The sequence below is a fragment of the Amycolatopsis nivea genome, assembly GCF_004522235.1.
Lineage (GTDB): Bacteria > Actinomycetota > Actinomycetes > Mycobacteriales > Pseudonocardiaceae > Amycolatopsis > Amycolatopsis nivea.
On the sequence record NZ_SDLT01000011.1, the window covers coordinates 121,013 to 137,081 of the forward strand.

The 16,069-nt window shown below is 68.7% G+C and carries 17 protein-coding genes; 10 read left to right on the plus strand and 7 right to left on the minus strand.

From position 1 onward, the window contains the following. Window positions 1–99 precede the first annotated feature (99 nt). Window positions 100–699 (plus strand): TetR/AcrR family transcriptional regulator, encoded by a 600-nt coding sequence (locus tag EIZ44_RS15735; RefSeq protein WP_134729324.1) that lies wholly within the window; start codon window positions 100–102, stop codon window positions 697–699. Here the strand turns inward: EIZ44_RS15735 and EIZ44_RS15740 are convergent. Genes EIZ44_RS15740 through EIZ44_RS15765 form a run of 6 tightly spaced genes read right to left on the minus strand, consistent with a single transcriptional unit; the run spans window position 696 to window position 7,448 of the window. Beyond that, complete coding sequence (locus tag EIZ44_RS15740) at window positions 696–1,577, minus strand: SMP-30/gluconolactonase/LRE family protein (RefSeq protein ID WP_134729326.1); 882 nt, start codon at window positions 1,575–1,577, stop codon at window positions 696–698. The genes EIZ44_RS15735 and EIZ44_RS15740 overlap by 4 nt on opposite strands. A gap of 1 nt (window position 1,578) precedes the next feature. Next, window positions 1,579–3,060: a CoA transferase gene (locus EIZ44_RS15745; protein WP_134729329.1), complete on the minus strand. Its 1,482-nt coding sequence runs from the start codon at window positions 3,058–3,060 to the stop codon at window positions 1,579–1,581. Further along, the gene (locus EIZ44_RS15750) at window positions 3,057–3,914 is read right to left on the minus strand and encodes a 3-hydroxyacyl-CoA dehydrogenase NAD-binding domain-containing protein (protein ID WP_037811049.1); all 858 of its coding nucleotides are present in this window, start codon (window positions 3,912–3,914) and stop codon (window positions 3,057–3,059) included. The genes EIZ44_RS15745 and EIZ44_RS15750 overlap by 4 nt, the downstream gene beginning before the upstream one ends. A gap of 14 nt (window positions 3,915–3,928) precedes the next feature. Further along, complete coding sequence (locus tag EIZ44_RS15755) at window positions 3,929–5,092, minus strand: acyl-CoA dehydrogenase family protein (RefSeq protein WP_134729331.1); 1,164 nt, start codon at window positions 5,090–5,092, stop codon at window positions 3,929–3,931. A gap of 13 nt (window positions 5,093–5,105) precedes the next feature. Continuing rightward, complete coding sequence (locus EIZ44_RS15760; RefSeq protein ID WP_134729333.1) at window positions 5,106–6,278, minus strand: acyl-CoA dehydrogenase family protein; 1,173 nt, start codon at window positions 6,276–6,278, stop codon at window positions 5,106–5,108. A 3-nt stretch (window positions 6,279–6,281) separates the two neighbouring features. Next, window positions 6,282–7,448 carry a CaiB/BaiF CoA transferase family protein gene (locus EIZ44_RS15765; RefSeq protein ID WP_134729335.1) on the minus strand — a complete coding sequence of 389 codons (1,167 nt, stop codon included), beginning with the start codon at window positions 7,446–7,448 and terminating at the stop codon, window positions 6,282–6,284. A 129-nt stretch (window positions 7,449–7,577) separates the two neighbouring features. Here EIZ44_RS15765 and EIZ44_RS15770 point away from each other — a divergent pair, with 129 nt between their 5' ends. The 8 genes from EIZ44_RS15770 to EIZ44_RS15805 all read left to right on the plus strand — a co-directional run bounded on the left by EIZ44_RS15770 (window position 7,578) and on the right by EIZ44_RS15805 (window position 13,954). Beyond that, window positions 7,578–8,453 carry a LysR family transcriptional regulator gene (locus tag EIZ44_RS15770; RefSeq protein ID WP_134729337.1) on the plus strand — a complete coding sequence of 292 codons (876 nt, stop codon included), beginning with the start codon at window positions 7,578–7,580 and terminating at the stop codon, window positions 8,451–8,453. A gap of 123 nt (window positions 8,454–8,576) precedes the next feature. Further along, window positions 8,577–9,977 (plus strand): fatty acid desaturase, encoded by a 1,401-nt coding sequence (locus tag EIZ44_RS15775; RefSeq protein ID WP_134729339.1) that lies wholly within the window; start codon window positions 8,577–8,579, stop codon window positions 9,975–9,977. Further along, window positions 9,977–10,168, plus strand: coding sequence for a ferredoxin (locus tag EIZ44_RS15780; protein WP_037811043.1), 192 nt, complete (start codon window positions 9,977–9,979; stop codon window positions 10,166–10,168). The genes EIZ44_RS15775 and EIZ44_RS15780 overlap by 1 nt, the downstream gene beginning before the upstream one ends. Next, window positions 10,165–11,367, plus strand: a complete 1,203-nt coding sequence (locus tag EIZ44_RS15785) for an NAD(P)/FAD-dependent oxidoreductase (RefSeq protein WP_134729341.1) — start codon at window positions 10,165–10,167, stop codon at window positions 11,365–11,367. Before EIZ44_RS15780 ends, EIZ44_RS15785 begins: the two co-directional genes overlap by 4 nt. Window position 11,368: 1 nt before the next feature. Then, entirely contained in the window at window positions 11,369–11,992 is a 624-nt protein-coding gene (locus EIZ44_RS15790) for a TetR/AcrR family transcriptional regulator (protein ID WP_134729343.1), read from the plus strand. 42 nt (window positions 11,993–12,034) lie between these two features. Beyond that, window positions 12,035–12,763 carry an SAM-dependent methyltransferase gene (locus EIZ44_RS15795; protein WP_167754144.1) on the plus strand — a complete coding sequence of 243 codons (729 nt, stop codon included), beginning with the start codon at window positions 12,035–12,037 and terminating at the stop codon, window positions 12,761–12,763. Between the two features lie 60 nt (window positions 12,764–12,823). Then, window positions 12,824–13,219, plus strand: coding sequence for a VOC family protein (locus EIZ44_RS15800; RefSeq protein ID WP_134729345.1), 396 nt, complete (start codon window positions 12,824–12,826; stop codon window positions 13,217–13,219). A 21-nt stretch (window positions 13,220–13,240) separates the two neighbouring features. After that, a complete protein-coding gene (locus EIZ44_RS15805; protein ID WP_134729347.1) occupies window positions 13,241–13,954 on the plus strand; it encodes a nucleotidyltransferase domain-containing protein in 714 nt (237 codons plus the stop codon). A gap of 379 nt (window positions 13,955–14,333) precedes the next feature. Here the strand turns inward: EIZ44_RS15805 and EIZ44_RS15810 are convergent, their stop codons facing one another. Further along, complete coding sequence (locus EIZ44_RS15810) at window positions 14,334–15,050, minus strand: CDP-alcohol phosphatidyltransferase family protein (protein ID WP_134729349.1); 717 nt, start codon at window positions 15,048–15,050, stop codon at window positions 14,334–14,336. Between the two features lie 33 nt (window positions 15,051–15,083). Between EIZ44_RS15810 and EIZ44_RS15815 the strand changes: the two genes are divergently transcribed. Beyond that, window positions 15,084–16,058 carry a zinc-dependent alcohol dehydrogenase gene (locus EIZ44_RS15815; protein ID WP_134665272.1) on the plus strand — a complete coding sequence of 325 codons (975 nt, stop codon included), beginning with the start codon at window positions 15,084–15,086 and terminating at the stop codon, window positions 16,056–16,058. The last annotated feature ends 11 nt before the right edge of the window (window positions 16,059–16,069 follow it).

Genomic DNA, 16,069 nt, shown 5'->3' on the forward strand with positions numbered 1-16,069 from the left:
ATTTTGGACTTGCGTCCAATAAAGCTAGGCCGCGGCGGAGGCACCGTCAAGGGCGCCGTTCAGCGGGCGCCGCGAAGAAATGATGGTTGACTGCGAGGCATGACGGCAGAGGCGACGACCGACCGGCGGACCAGGCAGCGGCACGAACGCCGGGACCGGCTGTTCCAGGCGGCCGTGGAGCTGTTCGTGGAACGCGGCTACGAGAACACCACGATGGAGGACATCGCCGAACGCGCCGACACCGCGCGCGCCACCGTGTTCAACCACTTCCAGCGCAAGACGGCGTTCCTCGACGAGTGGAGCCTGCGCCGCCGCGAACGCGCGATGACCGCGGTGTGCGCCGAGAACCTCGAGGACCGGCCGCTGCGCGAGGTGCTCAGCCGATACCTGATCGAACTGGCGCGCAACAGCCTCGACTCCCGCGCGGAAACCGTCGCCTGCATGGGCGCGGCGATCCACTCCACCAACGTGTTCGGCAATCCGGAACTGGCGCGCGAGTTCGCCGCGTTCGTCGCGCGGGCGCAGGAGACCGGGGAGATCCGCGCGGACGTCGATCCGGCGCAGGCGGGTTTGCTGCTCGCCACCGGGTATTTCGGGACGCTCAGCTCATGGATCGAGAGCGAGGCCGCGCCGTTCGATCTGCAGGAGCATTTGCTGAACCTGGTGGAGATGATCCTGCGCGGGATCGCGGCGAGCTAGCCGCGCACGACCCCGGCGATACCGGACAGCAGCTCGCCCATGTCCACCACTACCCGCGATTCGCCGCCGTTCAACGGCACCTCGGTGATCCGCCCGCCGAGATCGGAGACGTAGGCGACCTCGTCGTCCACCGCCAGGCCGATCGCCTCAGTGAAGCCGCTCGCCAGGATCTCCGGCTCCGCACCCTTCTCCCCTGGGCCGGGAATCGGCGCGCGGTTCAGCGTGTTGCCTTTCGGGGCCGCACCACGGTCGGTCCAATACAGGTACCCGCCATGGATCTCCAGGTCGATCGGTTCCGGCAGGTGATCCCACAGGGTCTCCACATCGGACCGGTCGCGCGCGGTCTCGCCCGCAGGGATCTCCAGTCCAGCACGGAAAATCCGGCCGACGCCGCCCTTCGCCGGACCCTTCTGCGTCCAGTAGAGATGCGTGGCGTCCACAGTCACGCCGACGCATTCCTGCATGCCGCTGTCGTCCGGCTCGTTCACGATCAGGTCCGTGAGGCCCGTGCCGTCTGGACGCACCCGGGTGATCCGGTAGCCCTCCCGGTCGCCCCAATACAGGGAACCGTTGTACGCCAACTGTTTCCCGGTAGTCAGAGTTCCATTCGGGACAACGTCGCGGGCACCGGTGCCGTCGAAGGAAACCGCGTGCAGGCCGCCATTGCGTGCCGAATAGTCGAGACCCGCTTCGCCCGGCACCGACGGGTCACGCGAAGGCATGCCCATGGTGGTCCAGTAAACAGTGCCATCGGCGAGGACAACGCCATCCGGCGAGACACCAGCGTCTTTGTACAGCGGGGTAACCTGCCCGTCGGGGAGTCCGACGCGGTAAATCGTCCCGGTGCGAATGCCCAGCACCACTAGCTCGCTGAACATTTCACCTCCACTCTGGACGGTGCGACCCCATGGGGATCAGCGGATTCGTGTAGTAGCCCGGAGTCTCGGACATCCGGATCTGTTCGGTGACGCCGCGGTAGCGGCCCAGCGGGGTGTCCGCGGTGAACGTCTCGGGGTCGAAGTATTCGTGCCCGGGCGCGACATCGGCGACCTCCGCGGCGTAGCCCTTGTCGAAGATTCCCAGGCTCAGCAACCACAAGGCGACGCGCGTGAGCGAAACCTGCACTCGGTAGGAACCGCCCCATTCGGCGCGGAGCATGAGTGCGCGCAGGATTCCCAGTTGCAGGAACCAGGAAGTGATGTAGTCGTTCACCACCGGCACTGCGGGCAGTGACGGGACCCCGCCCTCGCCTTCCAGCAGCATGACGCCGGACAGGCAGCCAGCCGTCTGGTCGAAGCCGACTCGTCCGGACCACGGGCCGGTGCCGCCGTTGAGCGTCACTTCGGCGTGAATGATTCCGGGACGAATCTCAGCGGCGGTTTCTGCGTCGAGACCGTGCCGCGCAAGGTATCCGGGGCGACGGTTGGCGTAGAAGATGTCGGCACCGGTGAGCAACCAGTGCATCCGCTCCTGGTCGGCGGGGCGACGGAAGTCGAGCCGGGTGGAGCGAACGCCCACATTGGACGTCGCGTACAGCACCGGCAGTTCGTACTCGCCTGGATCCCAGACGTTCAGCACATCCGCGCCGTGCAACGCCAGCGCCCGGCCGCAGCCAGCGCCCGCGATGATGTGCGCTCGACCGAGAGCACGGATTCCTTCGAGCGGCGTGGAAGGGTTGGGGTGCAACGGTTCCGGCGCGCTGTCGCCGATCCGCTCGACAATCACCGGCGGCATCGTCGACAGCACCGACTGGTACTGCTCGGTCGCCATCAGCTCTTCGGTCGTGCGCACCACCGGCATGATGACACCCGCGGCTTCGGCGGCGTCCTCCAGCTCGAACGAGTTCCACTGCGCGATCGCTTGCTGCACCACGGCATCCCGCTCGGGAACGCCCAGCAGCGCGGCAGCGTCGTTGCGCAGCTTGGGATACGGGCTGATCGGGTGGACCCAGCGGCCGTCCGCGGTAGAGTAAAACCGATCGGTGCCGAAGGCGGGATCGACGCGCGCCGGGTCGCCCTGCGGGTAACCGTCGAGCAGTTCCCATTTCTTGTCGTAGAACGGGCACAGCCGGTGCGGCGCGGTCCGCAGGTCCATCGAAATGTCCTGCCCGCGTCCGCCGCGCAGCTGCCAGATCTTCGCCACCGCAACGGATTTCGCCGCCAGCGCGATCGACGTCGCCCCGGCCAGCCGCAGCGCGCCCGGCAGTACCGGGTCGGCTCCGGTGAACTCGATCCGGCCGCCTGCGTCGGATTCCTGCAGGCCGACCGAGCCGAGGAGATCGGCGAGCGGCTGGTGCAGATCGTATTCGTCGGTGGCGGCCGGTTTGGCGAGCGCGGCCTCGAGTTGCTCGGTGAGGCTCATGCCTTCTCCAGCGCGTCCACCACCGCGCGAGTACGGCTGTCGCGCGCTTCGACCCGCTCGGCGTAGGTGTCCGCGGTCCCGTAGGTCTGCTCGACCTCGTCGATCACCGCGTCGAGGTGTTCCCGGTCCGGACGGCCGATCTCGAACTTCATCTGCGAGCCGACGTGACTCACCAGGTGCCGGATCCCGTCCGGCCCGCCCCCGAGGTGCATGCTTTCGAACGGCCCGATGGTCGCCCACCGCGGCCCGAGCGAAGCCTTGACCAGCTCGTCCAGGTCCGCCGCGGACACGACGCCCTGCTGCACGAGGTACATCGCCTGGTCGTTGAAGACCTTCTGCAGCCGGTTCCCGACGAAGCCGGGCACTTCCTTCTTCAGCGTGATCGGCTTCTTGCCCAGCCCGCGGTAGACCTCGACGGCCTTCGCCACGGTCTCCTCGGCGGTCGAAACCCCGGGCACCACCTCGACCAGCGGCATCAGTTCGGGCGGGTTGAACGGATGCCCGATGACGATCCGCGAGGCCGCCGCGTTGCCCTCGGCGATCACCGAGGGCAACAGCGACGACGAGGAGGACGCCAGTACTACGTCGTCGCGCGTGGCGGCGGCGAGCGTCGCGAACATTTCCCGCTTCAGCTCGATCCGCTCCGGGCCCGACTCCTGGACGAAGTCGGCTCCGGCAGCGGCTTCCGCGAGGTCCGCGACTGCCGTGGCGGGCAGCCCGGCGAGGTCGCGAGAGACGATTTCCCGCAGGTCCGGGCGTGGATCGGTGACTCGCACCGTCCAGCCCGCCTCGGCGAACAGCCGAGCCCACGACACTCCGATGACCCCAGCGCCGACGATCGCGACGACCGGCATGGCGCGCTCCTTTCTCAGGCGGTGACCGCGTCCGCGTTGTTGAGCAGCGCGCTCGGCGGCGTCAGCAACGCGTCCGACGCTAGCGCGCGGCGACGGGCCGCGCTCACTCCGCCGTAACTCTCCGTGATGGCGATGAGGCGCGCCGCGTGGTGCGCGACCTCTGATTCGTAAGTCATTCCGATACCGCCGTGCAGCTGGACGATCTCCTCGGCGGTCGCGGTCGCCGCGTCGCACACGAACACGAACGCGTCGTCGGCCGTGGCGTCGAGGTCCACTGTGGACGCGCCGTTGTCGTACGCCTCGACCGTCGCGGTGGCCCACAGCGCCAGCGAACGCGCCAGCTCGACCTTCGCGTACAGGTCAGCGGCACGGTGCACGAGCGCCTGGAACGCCGCCAGCGGAACGCCGAACTGCTTGCGGGTCTTGAGGTACTCGACGGTCATCGCGAGCCCGGTCTCCATGAGACCGATCGCCTCGCCGGTCACCGCGACCCGCGCCCGCGAGAACGCGCGACGCAACCCGGCGGGCGCGTCGGAGTCCGAGGTGCCGAGCAGAACCGCCGGCGTACCAGCGAATTCGACCTGCGACGTGTGTCCCCAGTCCGCGGCCCGGCCGTCGACGCGAGTGATGCCTTCGGCAGTCGCTTCGACCAGGTACACCCCGGTGCGGCCGTTCTCGTCGACCGCGGTGACCAGGAACTTGTCGGCCTGGTCGGCGTTGCGCACCGGCGACTTCACGCCGGTCAGCGCGGAACCGGCCGCCGACACCGACGGCGCGACGCCCCACGGACGTCCCGGCTCGGCGTGCGCGACCGCGATCGTGGTGCCACCGCTGGCGAGCAGCGGAAGCAGCTCCTTGACCTGGTCGTCGGTGCCCAGCTCGGCGACGATCCACGACGGCAGGAACACGCCGTCGAGCAGCGGTTCGGCCGCCGCGTGCTTGCCCATCGCTTCCAGCGTCGCGTAGACCTCGACCGGGCCCGCGCCCGCGCCGTCGTGGTCCGCCGAGATCGGGAGACCGGCGAGACCCAGCTCGCCGAGGGTGCTCCAGACCTGGTCGTTCCAGCCGAGTTCGCTGCTCGTCGCGACCGCGCGGCCGCCTGCCGGGTAGCCGCGGCCGACCGCCGTGTCGACGGTCTCGAACAGCAGCTTCTGGTCTTCGTTGAATTCGAGGTTCATGAGTCGCCGTCCCTTACAGACCGAGGATCGTCTTCGCGATGACGCCGCGCTGGATTTCGTTGGAGCCGCCGAAAATCGACAGCTTCCGCTGGTTCAGGTACTGCGCCGCGGCCACGACCGCGGCCTCGTCGGCGCGCACCGGCGATTCGGTGTCCAGCAGCATTCCGTCGGAACCGGCCGCGCGCATGCGCAGCTTCGTCAGCGCCTGCAGGGCCTGCGTGCCCTCCATCTTGAGCAGCGACGACACCGGGCTCGGCTGTCCGTTTTCGGAAGCGGCGGTGACCCGCATCTGGGTCGCCTCCAGCGCGAGCAGCGTGGTCTTCGCGGTGTGCATCGCGGCGCGGAACTCGGCGTCCCGCGCGAGCGGACCGTCCTCAGTGGGCAGATCCGCGGCCGCGGCGGCGAGGTCGGCGAAGATCCGCTGACCGGTGCCGACCTGGGCGATGCCGTTGCGCTCGTTGCCGAGCAGGAACTTCGCGTACGTCCAGCCCTTGTTCTCCTCGCCGACGAGGTTCTCCGCCGGGATCACCACGTTGTCGAAGAAGAACTCGTTGACCTCGGCGGAACCGTCGACCAGCTTGATCGGACGGCGCTCGATGCCCGGGGTGTTCAGGTCGAGCAGCAGGAAGGACAGCCCCTGCTGCTTGCGCGGCGCGTCCGGGTTGGTCCGCGCGAGCACGAACATCCAGTCGCCGTACTGGCCGAGCGTGGTCCAGGTCTTCTGTCCATTGAGGACGTAGTGGTCGCCGTCGCGCTTCGCGGTGGTGCGCAGCCCGGCGAGGTCGGAACCGGCCTCCGGCTCGGAGAAGCCCTGCGACCACCAGATGTCGAGATTCGCGGTGGCGGGAAGGAACTTCTGCTTCTGCTCCTCGCTGCCGAACTCGGCGATGATCGGGCCGACCATGCTCGCGTTGAAGGCGAGCGGCTGCGGCACCGCGTTGCGCTGCAGTTCGGAGGCGTAGATGTGGGACTGAGTCGGAGTCCAATCGCGACCGCCCCATTCGACCGGCCAGTGCGGCACGGCCAGACCGTGCTCGTTCAGGATCCGCTGGCTCGTGACGATGTCGTCACGCGTGATCAGGCCGAGTGCGCTGCGCTTGCGGACTTCCTCCGGAATCGCGCCGAGGAACACCTCCCGCAATTCGTCCCGGAACGCGAGGTCCTCTTGAGACAGTTCGAGATCCATCGATCAAACCCCTTCAGTGGTGCGTACGGCTCCGACGACTTCGGCGGTGCTCGCGCCAGCGCGTTCGGCGTGCCTGCGGAACCCGGCCGGGGTCCGCGAGAAATGCAGCGGGCTCTCCACGACGCGGATAGTGCCCTCGGTCGGGTGTTCCCGCTCGGTGATCAGCCCGACTTCCTGAACGTACGGGTCGGTCGGCAGGTCGGCGATGTCGACGACGACCGCGTACGGAACGTCGTGGGCGGTCAGGTACTCCTCCCACTCCGCGGTGGTGCGGCTGGCGGAGTTGGCCAGCACCTTCTCCACCCCCGCGGTGAAAATCTCCCGGTCGATCACCGGGGAGTCCCAGGCCGGATCGGCCGCGGCGTCGTCGAGGCCGGCCCCGATCAGCAGCGTCCGCACGGCGTCGTTGGTGTAGGGCACCGCGGCGATCGCGCCGCCGTCGGCCGTGCGCATGGCCGCGTGCGTGTCGCTGAGCGAAAGCGGGTTGCCGACGTCACCGGCGGCCGGGACGAAAACGTCGCCCGCCAGGTGCTCGACGAGGTTGACCGCGATCATCGCGTCGGCCATCGCGAGTTCGACCTGCTGGCCCTTGCCGGTGCGCTGCTGGTCGAAGAGCGCGGCGAGCACGCCGTTGAGCAGGTACAGCGCGGCGGTCTTGTCGGCGATGAAGGTCGGGACGAACTGCAGCGTGCCGCCTGCCCGGTCCTGGAGGCTGACCAGGCCGGACGTGGCCTGGATGACCTCGTCGTAGGCGGGCCGGTTCGCGCGCGACGAGCCGGGCGCGAAGCCCTGCGCGTGGGCGTAGACCAGGCGGGGGAAGCGTTCGCGCAGCTGCTCGTAGCCGAGGCCGAGCCGGTCGAGCGCGGCGGCGCGCATGTTGGTGACGAGGACGTCGGCGTCGGCGAGCAGGGCGAAGAGGTCTTCGCGGCCGGCCGGGTCCTTGAGGTCGAGTTCGATACTGCGCTTGTTCTGGTTGACCTGCATGTACAGCGGGGCCATCCCGGGCGTGCGGCCGGTGTTGGCCGGCGAGTGCCGGGCGACGTCGCGCAGCGGTTCGACCCGGATCACGTCGGCGCCGAAGTCGCCGAGGATCTGCGTGGCGTACGGGCCCATCACCGCGGACGACAGGTCGAGCACCTTCACCCCGGAAAGCGGTCCGGTGGCATCCATCTTCGCGGTCCTCCCGTTGACGATCTTTGCTTCACCACTGACGCTAAGCGCTTGCTCACCAGAAGGGAATGACCGAGTGCATCAGATCGGTATGACCACCGTGATAACACCGTGGGTACGCTGCTCGGCGTGGAGATTCACCACCTGCGGTACTTCCTCGCGGTCGCGCGCGAGCTGAACTTCACCCGTGCGGCGCGGGCGCTGAACATGTCCGTTCCGCCGCTCAGCCAGCGGATTCGCGATCTCGAACGCGAGCTGGGAGAACCGCTGTTCGACCGCTCCACCCACCACACCCGGCTGTCCGAGGCGGGCGAGGCACTGCTGCCGCTCGCCGAATCGGTCGTTTCGGGCTTCGACGCCATTCCGGTCCGCATGCGCACCCGCGACCAGCGCGCCGACGTCCGGCTCGCCATCCCCGACGTGCTCAATCCCGCGCACCGCCGCCAGCTCAGCGAATCGATCCGCGCGCTGGACGGTTCCTACCGGTTCACCCTGCGGCAGATGCCGTCGCTCGGGATGGAATCGGCACTGCTCAGCAACTCGCTCGACCTCGCCGTGTCGCATCTCGGCACTTCGGACGACCGGCTGTCCACCATCGTCCTTTACCGCGAACCGCTGGGCGCGGTCGTGGACGCGTCGCGGTTCCCCGGCCGGACCTCGCTCACCCTCGCCGACCTGCGCGGATTCCAGTATCTGCAGGGGCCGCGGCACTGGGATCTCGGCTCCCGGCGCGCCGAGCAACTCGCCGCCAAGGGCGTGCTGGTCGATCCGGAGGCGCAGTTCTCCGACGTCAGCGGGCTGTTGATCTTCCTGCGCAGCACCAAGAGCTTCACCCTCGCCCCGGTCGAATCCGCGACCGCGCTGGCGCTGGACCCGAACGAATGCGCGGTCCTGCCGATCGACGATCTCGTCGCCACCCTCACCACATTCCTGATCCGGCGCACCGCCGACACCCGGCTGGACCCGGTGGTCGAGGTGCTGCGGCACGCCCGCGTACCCGACTGACCTCGGCCGATGCCCGACCCGCGGGTTCACCCGGCCGTGACGGCTTTACATTTCAACTCCTCTTGTCAATCGCGGTGTACATGTCTTACCGTCATGTAAAGCCAGCCAACGGAGGAGGGCGCGATGAGCGAGATGACCGGCACGGTGCCGCTGGGGTCGACCGAAGGATGGACCGACAAGAAGCGGTACCTGTGGCTGATCGGGCTGGTCGTGCCGTCGCTCGCGTTCCTCGCGATCGGCCTGCACGCCGCGACCGGCTGGGGCGTCTGGTTCTGGATCGGGCCGATCGTGATCCTGGCGATCGTGCCCGCGATCGACCTGGTCGCCGGCCTCGACCGGAGCAATCCGCCGGACGACGTCATCGAACGGCTCGAACAGGACCGCTACTACCGGTGGATCACCTACCTGTTCCTGCCGATCCAGTACGTCGGGTTCGTCTTCGCGTTCTGGCTCATCGCGCGCGGCGATCTGTCCGTCGCGGACAAGATCGGGCTGGCGATCTCGATCGGCTGCATCGGCGGGATCGGCATCAACACCGCGCACGAACTGGGCCACAAGAAGGAAAGCCACGAGCGCTGGCTGTCGAAGATCGCGCTGGCGCAAAGCTTTTACGGGCACTTCTACATCGAGCACAACCGCGGCCATCACGTGCGCGTCGCGACTCCGGAGGACCCGGCGTCGAGCCGCGTCGGCGAGAGCTTCTACCGGTTCTGGCCGCGTACCGTGTTCGGCTCGCTGAAATCCGCGTGGGGGCTGGAGCGCAAGCGTTACGCCCGCCGCGACAAGCATCCGTTCCGGATCGGCAACGACGTGCTCAACGCGTGGCTGATGTCCGCGGTGCTGTGGGTGGCGATGGTGGCGTGGCTCGGCGTCGGGATCCTGCCGTACCTGGTGATCCAGGCGGTGATCGGGTTCTCGCTGCTGGAAGTCGTGAACTACATGGAGCACTACGGGATGCTGCGGCAGAAGGTCGGGCCGCCGGAGCGCCGTCGGTACGAGCGCGTGGATCCCAGCCACAGCTGGAATTCCAACAACATCGCGACGAACGTCCTGCTGTACCACCTGCAGCGGCACAGCGACCACCACGCCAACCCGACGCGCCGCTACCAGACCCTGCGCGACTTCGCCGAATCCCCGGTGCTGCCGACCGGATACGCCGGGATGATCGTGCTCGCGCTGTTCCCGCCGCTGTGGCGGCGCGTGATGGACCAGCGGGTGCTCAACCACTTCGACGGCGACATCAGCCGAGCGAACATCCAGCCGTCGAAGCGGGAGAAAATCCTTGCCCGGTACGGAACTTCCACTGTTGATCCGGTGGTCGTGCCGGACGACGTGCGCGGTGACGCGAGCGAGGGCGGAATGTGCCCCGGCTGCGGATACGTCTACGACGAGCAGCGCGGCGACCCCCGAGAAGGCTTCCCGGCCGGTACGCCATGGTCGTCCATTCCGGACAGTTGGTGCTGTCCCGACTGCGGCGTAAGGGAAAAGGTCGACTTCGTTGCTCCCGGAAGGATGAGTGTGTGATGCGGATCGAAGCGGATTTGAACAAGTGCGACGGCCTGGGCATGTGCGAAGCGATGGCCCCGGACTTCTTCGAGGTGGGCGACGAGGGCACGGTCGTCGTGCTCGACGAGAACCCCGGCGAGGAGCACCGGACCGACCTCGCCGCGGCGGTCGACGCCTGCCCGGTGCTCGCGCTGAAGCTGGTGTCATGACGCTCGCCGTGGTGGGCGCGTCGCTGGCCGGACTGCGCGCGGTCGAATCCGCGCGGCGGACCGGATACGACGGCCGGATCGTGCTGATCGGTGCGGAGGACCACCTGCCGTACGACCGGCCGCCGCTGTCGAAATCCTTCCTCGCGGCGGACGGACCGGTTGCGGTGGAACCGTTTCTCAGCGCGGACGACCTGCGCGAACTCGGCGTCGAACTCCGGCTGGGCACTCCCGCGACCGGGCTCGACCCGATCGCCAGGGAAATCCGCACCGGCGACACGACCGTCCGCTACGACGCCGCCGTCATCGCCACCGGAGCCGCCGCCCGGGTTCTTCCCGGCACCGAGGAGATCTCCGGCATTCACTCGCTGCGCACCGCGGACGACGCGATCGCCATTCGGTCCGCTTTGGACAGTGGCGCTAGGACTGTCGTGATCGGAGCTGGTTTCATCGGCTCGGAAGTCGCTTCAGCCGCCCGCAAACGCGGTCTGCCAGTGTCTATTGTGGAAACACTGGAAACGCCTTTGGTGCGCGCGATCGGTCCCGAGGTCGGCGAGGTCTGCGCGGATCTGCATCGCGCGGCAGGAACCGATCTCCGGCTGGGCACCAGGGTCACCGGCTTCACGTCGCAAGACGGCGCGGTGACCGGCGTCCAGCTGTCGACCGGCGAAGTCCTCCCGGCCGACCTCGTGGTCGCTGGAATCGGCGCGGCCCCGGCCACCGGCTGGCTGCGCGACAGCGGACTCCTGCTGCACGAACGCGACGGCGGCGTCATCTGCGACGGCACCCTCGCCGCCGCACACGGCGTTTATGCGGCCGGAGACGTCGCGCACGTGGCGAACGCGTTGTTCGACGGCGAGCTGATGCGGCTGGAACACTGGACGAACGCGGCCGAGCAGGGTGCGGCCGCGGCGCGGCACGCGCTGGACCCCGCGAGCGCGCGGGTGTTCAGCGCCGTGCCGTATTTCTGGTCCGATTGGTACTCGCACCGCATCCAGTTCGTCGGGACGCCGCGCGCGGACGAGGTCGTCGTCGCGGTCCCGGCCGAACACGGCTTCACCGCGCTGTACCGGCGCGGCGACCGGCTCGTCGGCGCGTTCACCGTCGACCGGCCGCGCGACATCATGAAGTACCGCAAGCGGATCGCTGCCCGAGCGCCGTGGTCCGAGGCAGTCGCCTTCGCCCTCGAAACGGCCGCCTAGAATGACGGCTATGAGCGTGCTTCCGGTGCCCGCGGGCGGCCAGTACCGGCAGCCCATCATCACCGCCGCCATCGAACTCACCGCGAAATCCGGCTGGTCAGCGGTCACCATGGCGCGGCTCGCCGATCTGGTCGGGGTGAGCAGGCAGACCGTCTACAACGAGATCGGCTCGAAAACCGCGCTCGCCGAGGCGATGATCTCGCACGAGCTGCGCCGGTTCCTCGCCGTCGTGAGCACCGCGTTCGACCGGCATCCGGACGACCTGGTCGAGGCGATCTACGACGCCGTCCGCGCGGTGCTCGAACTGGCCGACGACAACATCCTCCTGCGCGCCATCGCCTCCGCGACGCACGGCACCGACAACGAATTCCTGCCGCTGCTGACCACCCGCGCCGGCACCCTGCTCACCGAAGCGAAGGCCGTTCTGCGCGGCCGGGTCCGCGGCTACGCGCCGCCACTCGACGACGGCCAGCTCACCGTGGTCATGGACCTCGTCGTGCGCACCGTGCTCAGCCACGTCATGCAGCCGTCGGGCACGCCCGCCGAAACCGCTGACGGCCTGGCCTGGGTCGCCGCTCGCGTGCTCGGCACCACCCCGTCGGCATCGATGCGCACCCGCTCGTAAACCAGGTGCGCGGTTCGGGCCGTGCGTGTCAGCGTGGCGCGCGTGAACCGTGAACGACTCTCCGCACTCGCGCACACCCGGCACCCCATCGCGTCCCCGATCAGCGACGACGAGGTCCAGCGCCTGCTCGAGCGCAGCATCCCGCACGAAGACGCGGTCATCCTGGACCTGGGCTGCGGCGGTGCCGAATGGCTCATCCGCGCCCTCGCCGCGTATCCGAAACTCCGCGCCGTCGGCGTCGACACGTCGGAATTCGCCCTCTCCCGCGCCCGCACCGCCGCGACCGACCGAGGCGTCGCTGACCGTCTGACCCTCCACCACCAATCCGCCACCGAATTCCCCGCCGCGGCCGAGTTCGACACCGTCCTGTGCATCGGCTCCACCCACGCCTTCGGCGGTTTGCCAGCCACCCTCGCCGCTCTGCGCACCCACGTCCGCCCCGGCGGCCGCGCCCTGATCGGCGACGCCTACTGGGAGACCGAGCCGACCCCCGCCGCACTCGAGATCTTCGGCGACCTGCCAGACCTGCCGGAACTCCTCGACCAGGTGATTTCCGCCGGCTGGACGCCGACCCACGGCCACACGAGCACCCGCGGCGAACTGGACGCCTACGAATGGTCGTGGACCGGCAGCCTCACCGAATGGGCCCTGGACCACCCGGAAGACCCGGACCAAGCCGAAGCCCTCACCGCCGCGACCACCCACCGCGACGAGTGGCTCCGCGATTACCGCGCCTCGTTCGGCTTCGCCTGCGTGGTGGCGCGCGCTTGACAAAACTTCTTGTCAATGCGACGTTCGGATCTGACCCCCACCCCGAGAAAGGGCAGTCCGATGACCGACCTCGTCCCGTTCCTGATGTTCCAGAAGCGCGACGCCGCCGAGGCGATGGCCTTCTACACCTCGCTGTTCCCGGGCGACTCCGTGCTGTCCGAGGAGCGCTACGGCGCCGACGGACCCGGTCCGGAGGGAACGATCGTGATGGCCGAGTTCACCGTCGCCGGACAGCGGGTGCGGTGCAGCGACAGCTTCGTCCAGCACGCCTTCGACTTCACGCCGTCCACATCGCTGTTCGTCACTGTGGACTCGACCGACGAACTGAAGCGGATCTACGAGGCACTCGGCGAGGGCGGCGGAACCCTGATGCCGCTGGACGATTACGGCTTCGGCCCGTTCGCCTGGGTGAACGACCAGTGGGGCGTGTCCTGGCAGTTGAGCGCCAAGGGCTGAGCAATTCGAGAGGGGGATTGCGTGGCTGATCCGCGCGAAGGGGAGCCGGTTGCCGCAGCTGGCGAGATTGCGCGTCGATTGTTCGCGGACGCCCGGGTCGTGATCGTCGGCGGCAGCGTGCTGACCGACCGGCGGACGTCGATGTCCGACCTCGACCTCGTGGTGGTCACCGGCCCGCGCGACGCCCCGTACCGGCATTCGTTCACCTGGGGAAACTGGCCGGTGGAAGCACTGGTGCACGACGAAGAAACCTTGCGTGCCCACTGCACCGACAATCTGGCCCGCCGCTGGGCCGGAATCCCGCGGCTCATCGCCGAGGGCGCGCTCGTGGCCGACCAAGACGGCGTCGGCACCCGGCTGCAGACCGAAATGCGGCAACGACTGTCCGCAGGACCCACCGCCGCGACGGCAAGCGAACTCGACGCACAACGGTACGAACTCACCGACCTGCTCGACGACCTGACCGGAGCCGACGACCCGGCCGAGATCGCCTTCATCGCCGCTCGGGTGCTGACCAAGTCCGCTCAATTGGCCCTGCTAGCCGGACAACACTGGCAGGGCAGCGGCAAATGGCTGTGGCGTGAACTGCACGACCACGATCCCGGCCTGGCCGATCAATTGGCCACCGCCTTGCCCGACGCACCACGACTCGGCGCGGTCGCCCGTGCGGTGCTTGACCGCACAGGCGGACCGCTGCGAGACGGATACCGGGTCACCGATCCCCGCTGTCCTTGACCCCGCCCTGGACAGCAAGATACGCGTACGGTTTCTTTTTGCGATTGCTAACCACTGCGGATCTGCAGCTCGAGCGCAATTCCCGACGCTATTGACCCAGTGACAGATACCGCGAAGAGAAATACGGACCGGTGACCCACGGACGGGTTAAGCGGGGCTATTCGGACCCCGCTATGGTGGGCATTGGGAGGTTGGCAATCAGCCTGAGGGGGGCCGATACCTCATCCCGTGGGCCAGCCGTTTACCTGCAGTAGTCCCGCTCGGGCGGTGCTGCGAGGGCAAGCGGCTGGCCCTTTTTTGCCGTACTGCGGATCAAGCGCCACGACGGTTTCCCGGCACCGAAACCTTGGCTGAAGAAGAATCGCCGCAGCGGAATTCTCTAGGCGGCGCGGTTCCGGTACAGCCACCACACGTCGCGCCCGAACGACCAGCTCAAGGTCGCCACCGCAATCCCCGCCAGGACCACTGGCGCGAACCCTGCCACCGCGGCTGTCAGGGCGATTCCCTGCAGAGCCGCTACTGCCTTCCGGGCTCGGCTGGGGCGCAGTGGGGCACGGAGCCACGGCCACAGCCGAGCCGCGGCGACGAATGCGTAGCGCATCAGGCCGATTGCCAGTACCCATGGGCCGACCGTGGTGGCGGCTAGGACGCTCAGCACCAGGATCAGGAAGGCGTCCGCTTCCATGTCGAAGCGGGCGCCGAGCGCGGAGACGGTTCCGGTGCGGCGGGCGACGTAGCCGTCGAGTGCGTCCAGGGCCAGGGCTACCGCGGCGATGGGGACGATCAAGGTCAGCTGCGGATGCCCGCCCAGGCGGTCGGCGACCAAAGCGGTCACCGTGCCGATCAGGGCCGCTCGGGCGAGGGTCACCTGGTCGGCGGGGCCCAGCCGGTACACCCTGATTCGCCAGGCGCCCTGGGTGAGCAGCACTAACAAGCCGAGGAGGTACGCCACGCCGACTGCCCAGCCGGCCGGGCCGAGACCGGTCGTCACCGTCAGCAGGGTCAGCAGCGCGAGTTGCGCCAGCAGCGCGGGGGCCTGCTGGACGACGGTTGAACCCAGCTCGGCCGGGGTTCGTGTACAGGTGGAGACAGCCATTTCTCCTCGATCCGGCAGCAACGGAGGACAACCTTGACACGGGCGGCGCAGGCCTTCTGGTTCACTTCGGCCGAGGGCGGGGAGCTCCGATCGGCCGAGGTGGCTGCTCCACAAGCCGACGAAGTGCTGGTCCGAACGCGATTTTCGGCGTTGAGCCGGGGCACGGAAAGTCTGGTGCAGCGCGGCGGGGTGCCGGAGAGCCAGCACGCCATCATGCGCGCGCCGTATCAGGAGGGCGACTTTCCGTGGCCGGTCAAGTACGGCTACCTGAACGTCGGCGAGGTCCTTTCAGGACCGCCGGAGCTGGCCGGCCGCACGGTGTTCTGCCTCTATCCACATCAGACCGAGTACGTCGTGCCCGCGTCGGCGGTCACGGTGGTGCCGGACGACGTCCCGGCGGCGCGGGCGGTGCTCGCCGGCACCGTCGAGACCGCGGTGAACGCGCTCTGGGACGCGGCCCCGCTGGTCGGCGACCGGATCGCGGTGGTCGGGGCGGGGATGGTCGGGTGCAGTGTCGCGCGACTGCTGTCCCGCTTTCCCGGCGTGGACGTCCAGCTCGTCGACCCCGACCCGGACCGCGCCGAGGTCGCGGACGCGTTCGGCATCCGGTACGCCACTCCGGAAACCGCGAGCGGCGACCTCGACCTCGTGGTGCACGCCAGCGCGACCGACGCCGGGCTCGCGCGTTCGCTGGCGCTGCTCGGCCGCGAGGGCACGGTGGTCGAGCTGAGCTGGTACGGCGACCGTCGGGTGTCGATACCACTCGGCGAGAACTTCCATTCGCGACGGCTCACCGTGCGCGGCAGCCAGGTCGGCACCGTTTCGCCGGCTCGCGCGGCGCGGCGCGATTACGGCGACCGGATGGCGCTGGCGCTGCGGCTGCTCGCGGACCCGGCGTTCGACGCGCTGATCACCAGCGAATCCACTTTCGCCGAGCTGCCGGATGTCGCGGCACGGCTAGCCGATGGAACTCTGCACGGACTGGCTCACCGAATCACCTACCCGTAAAGGAGAACGCG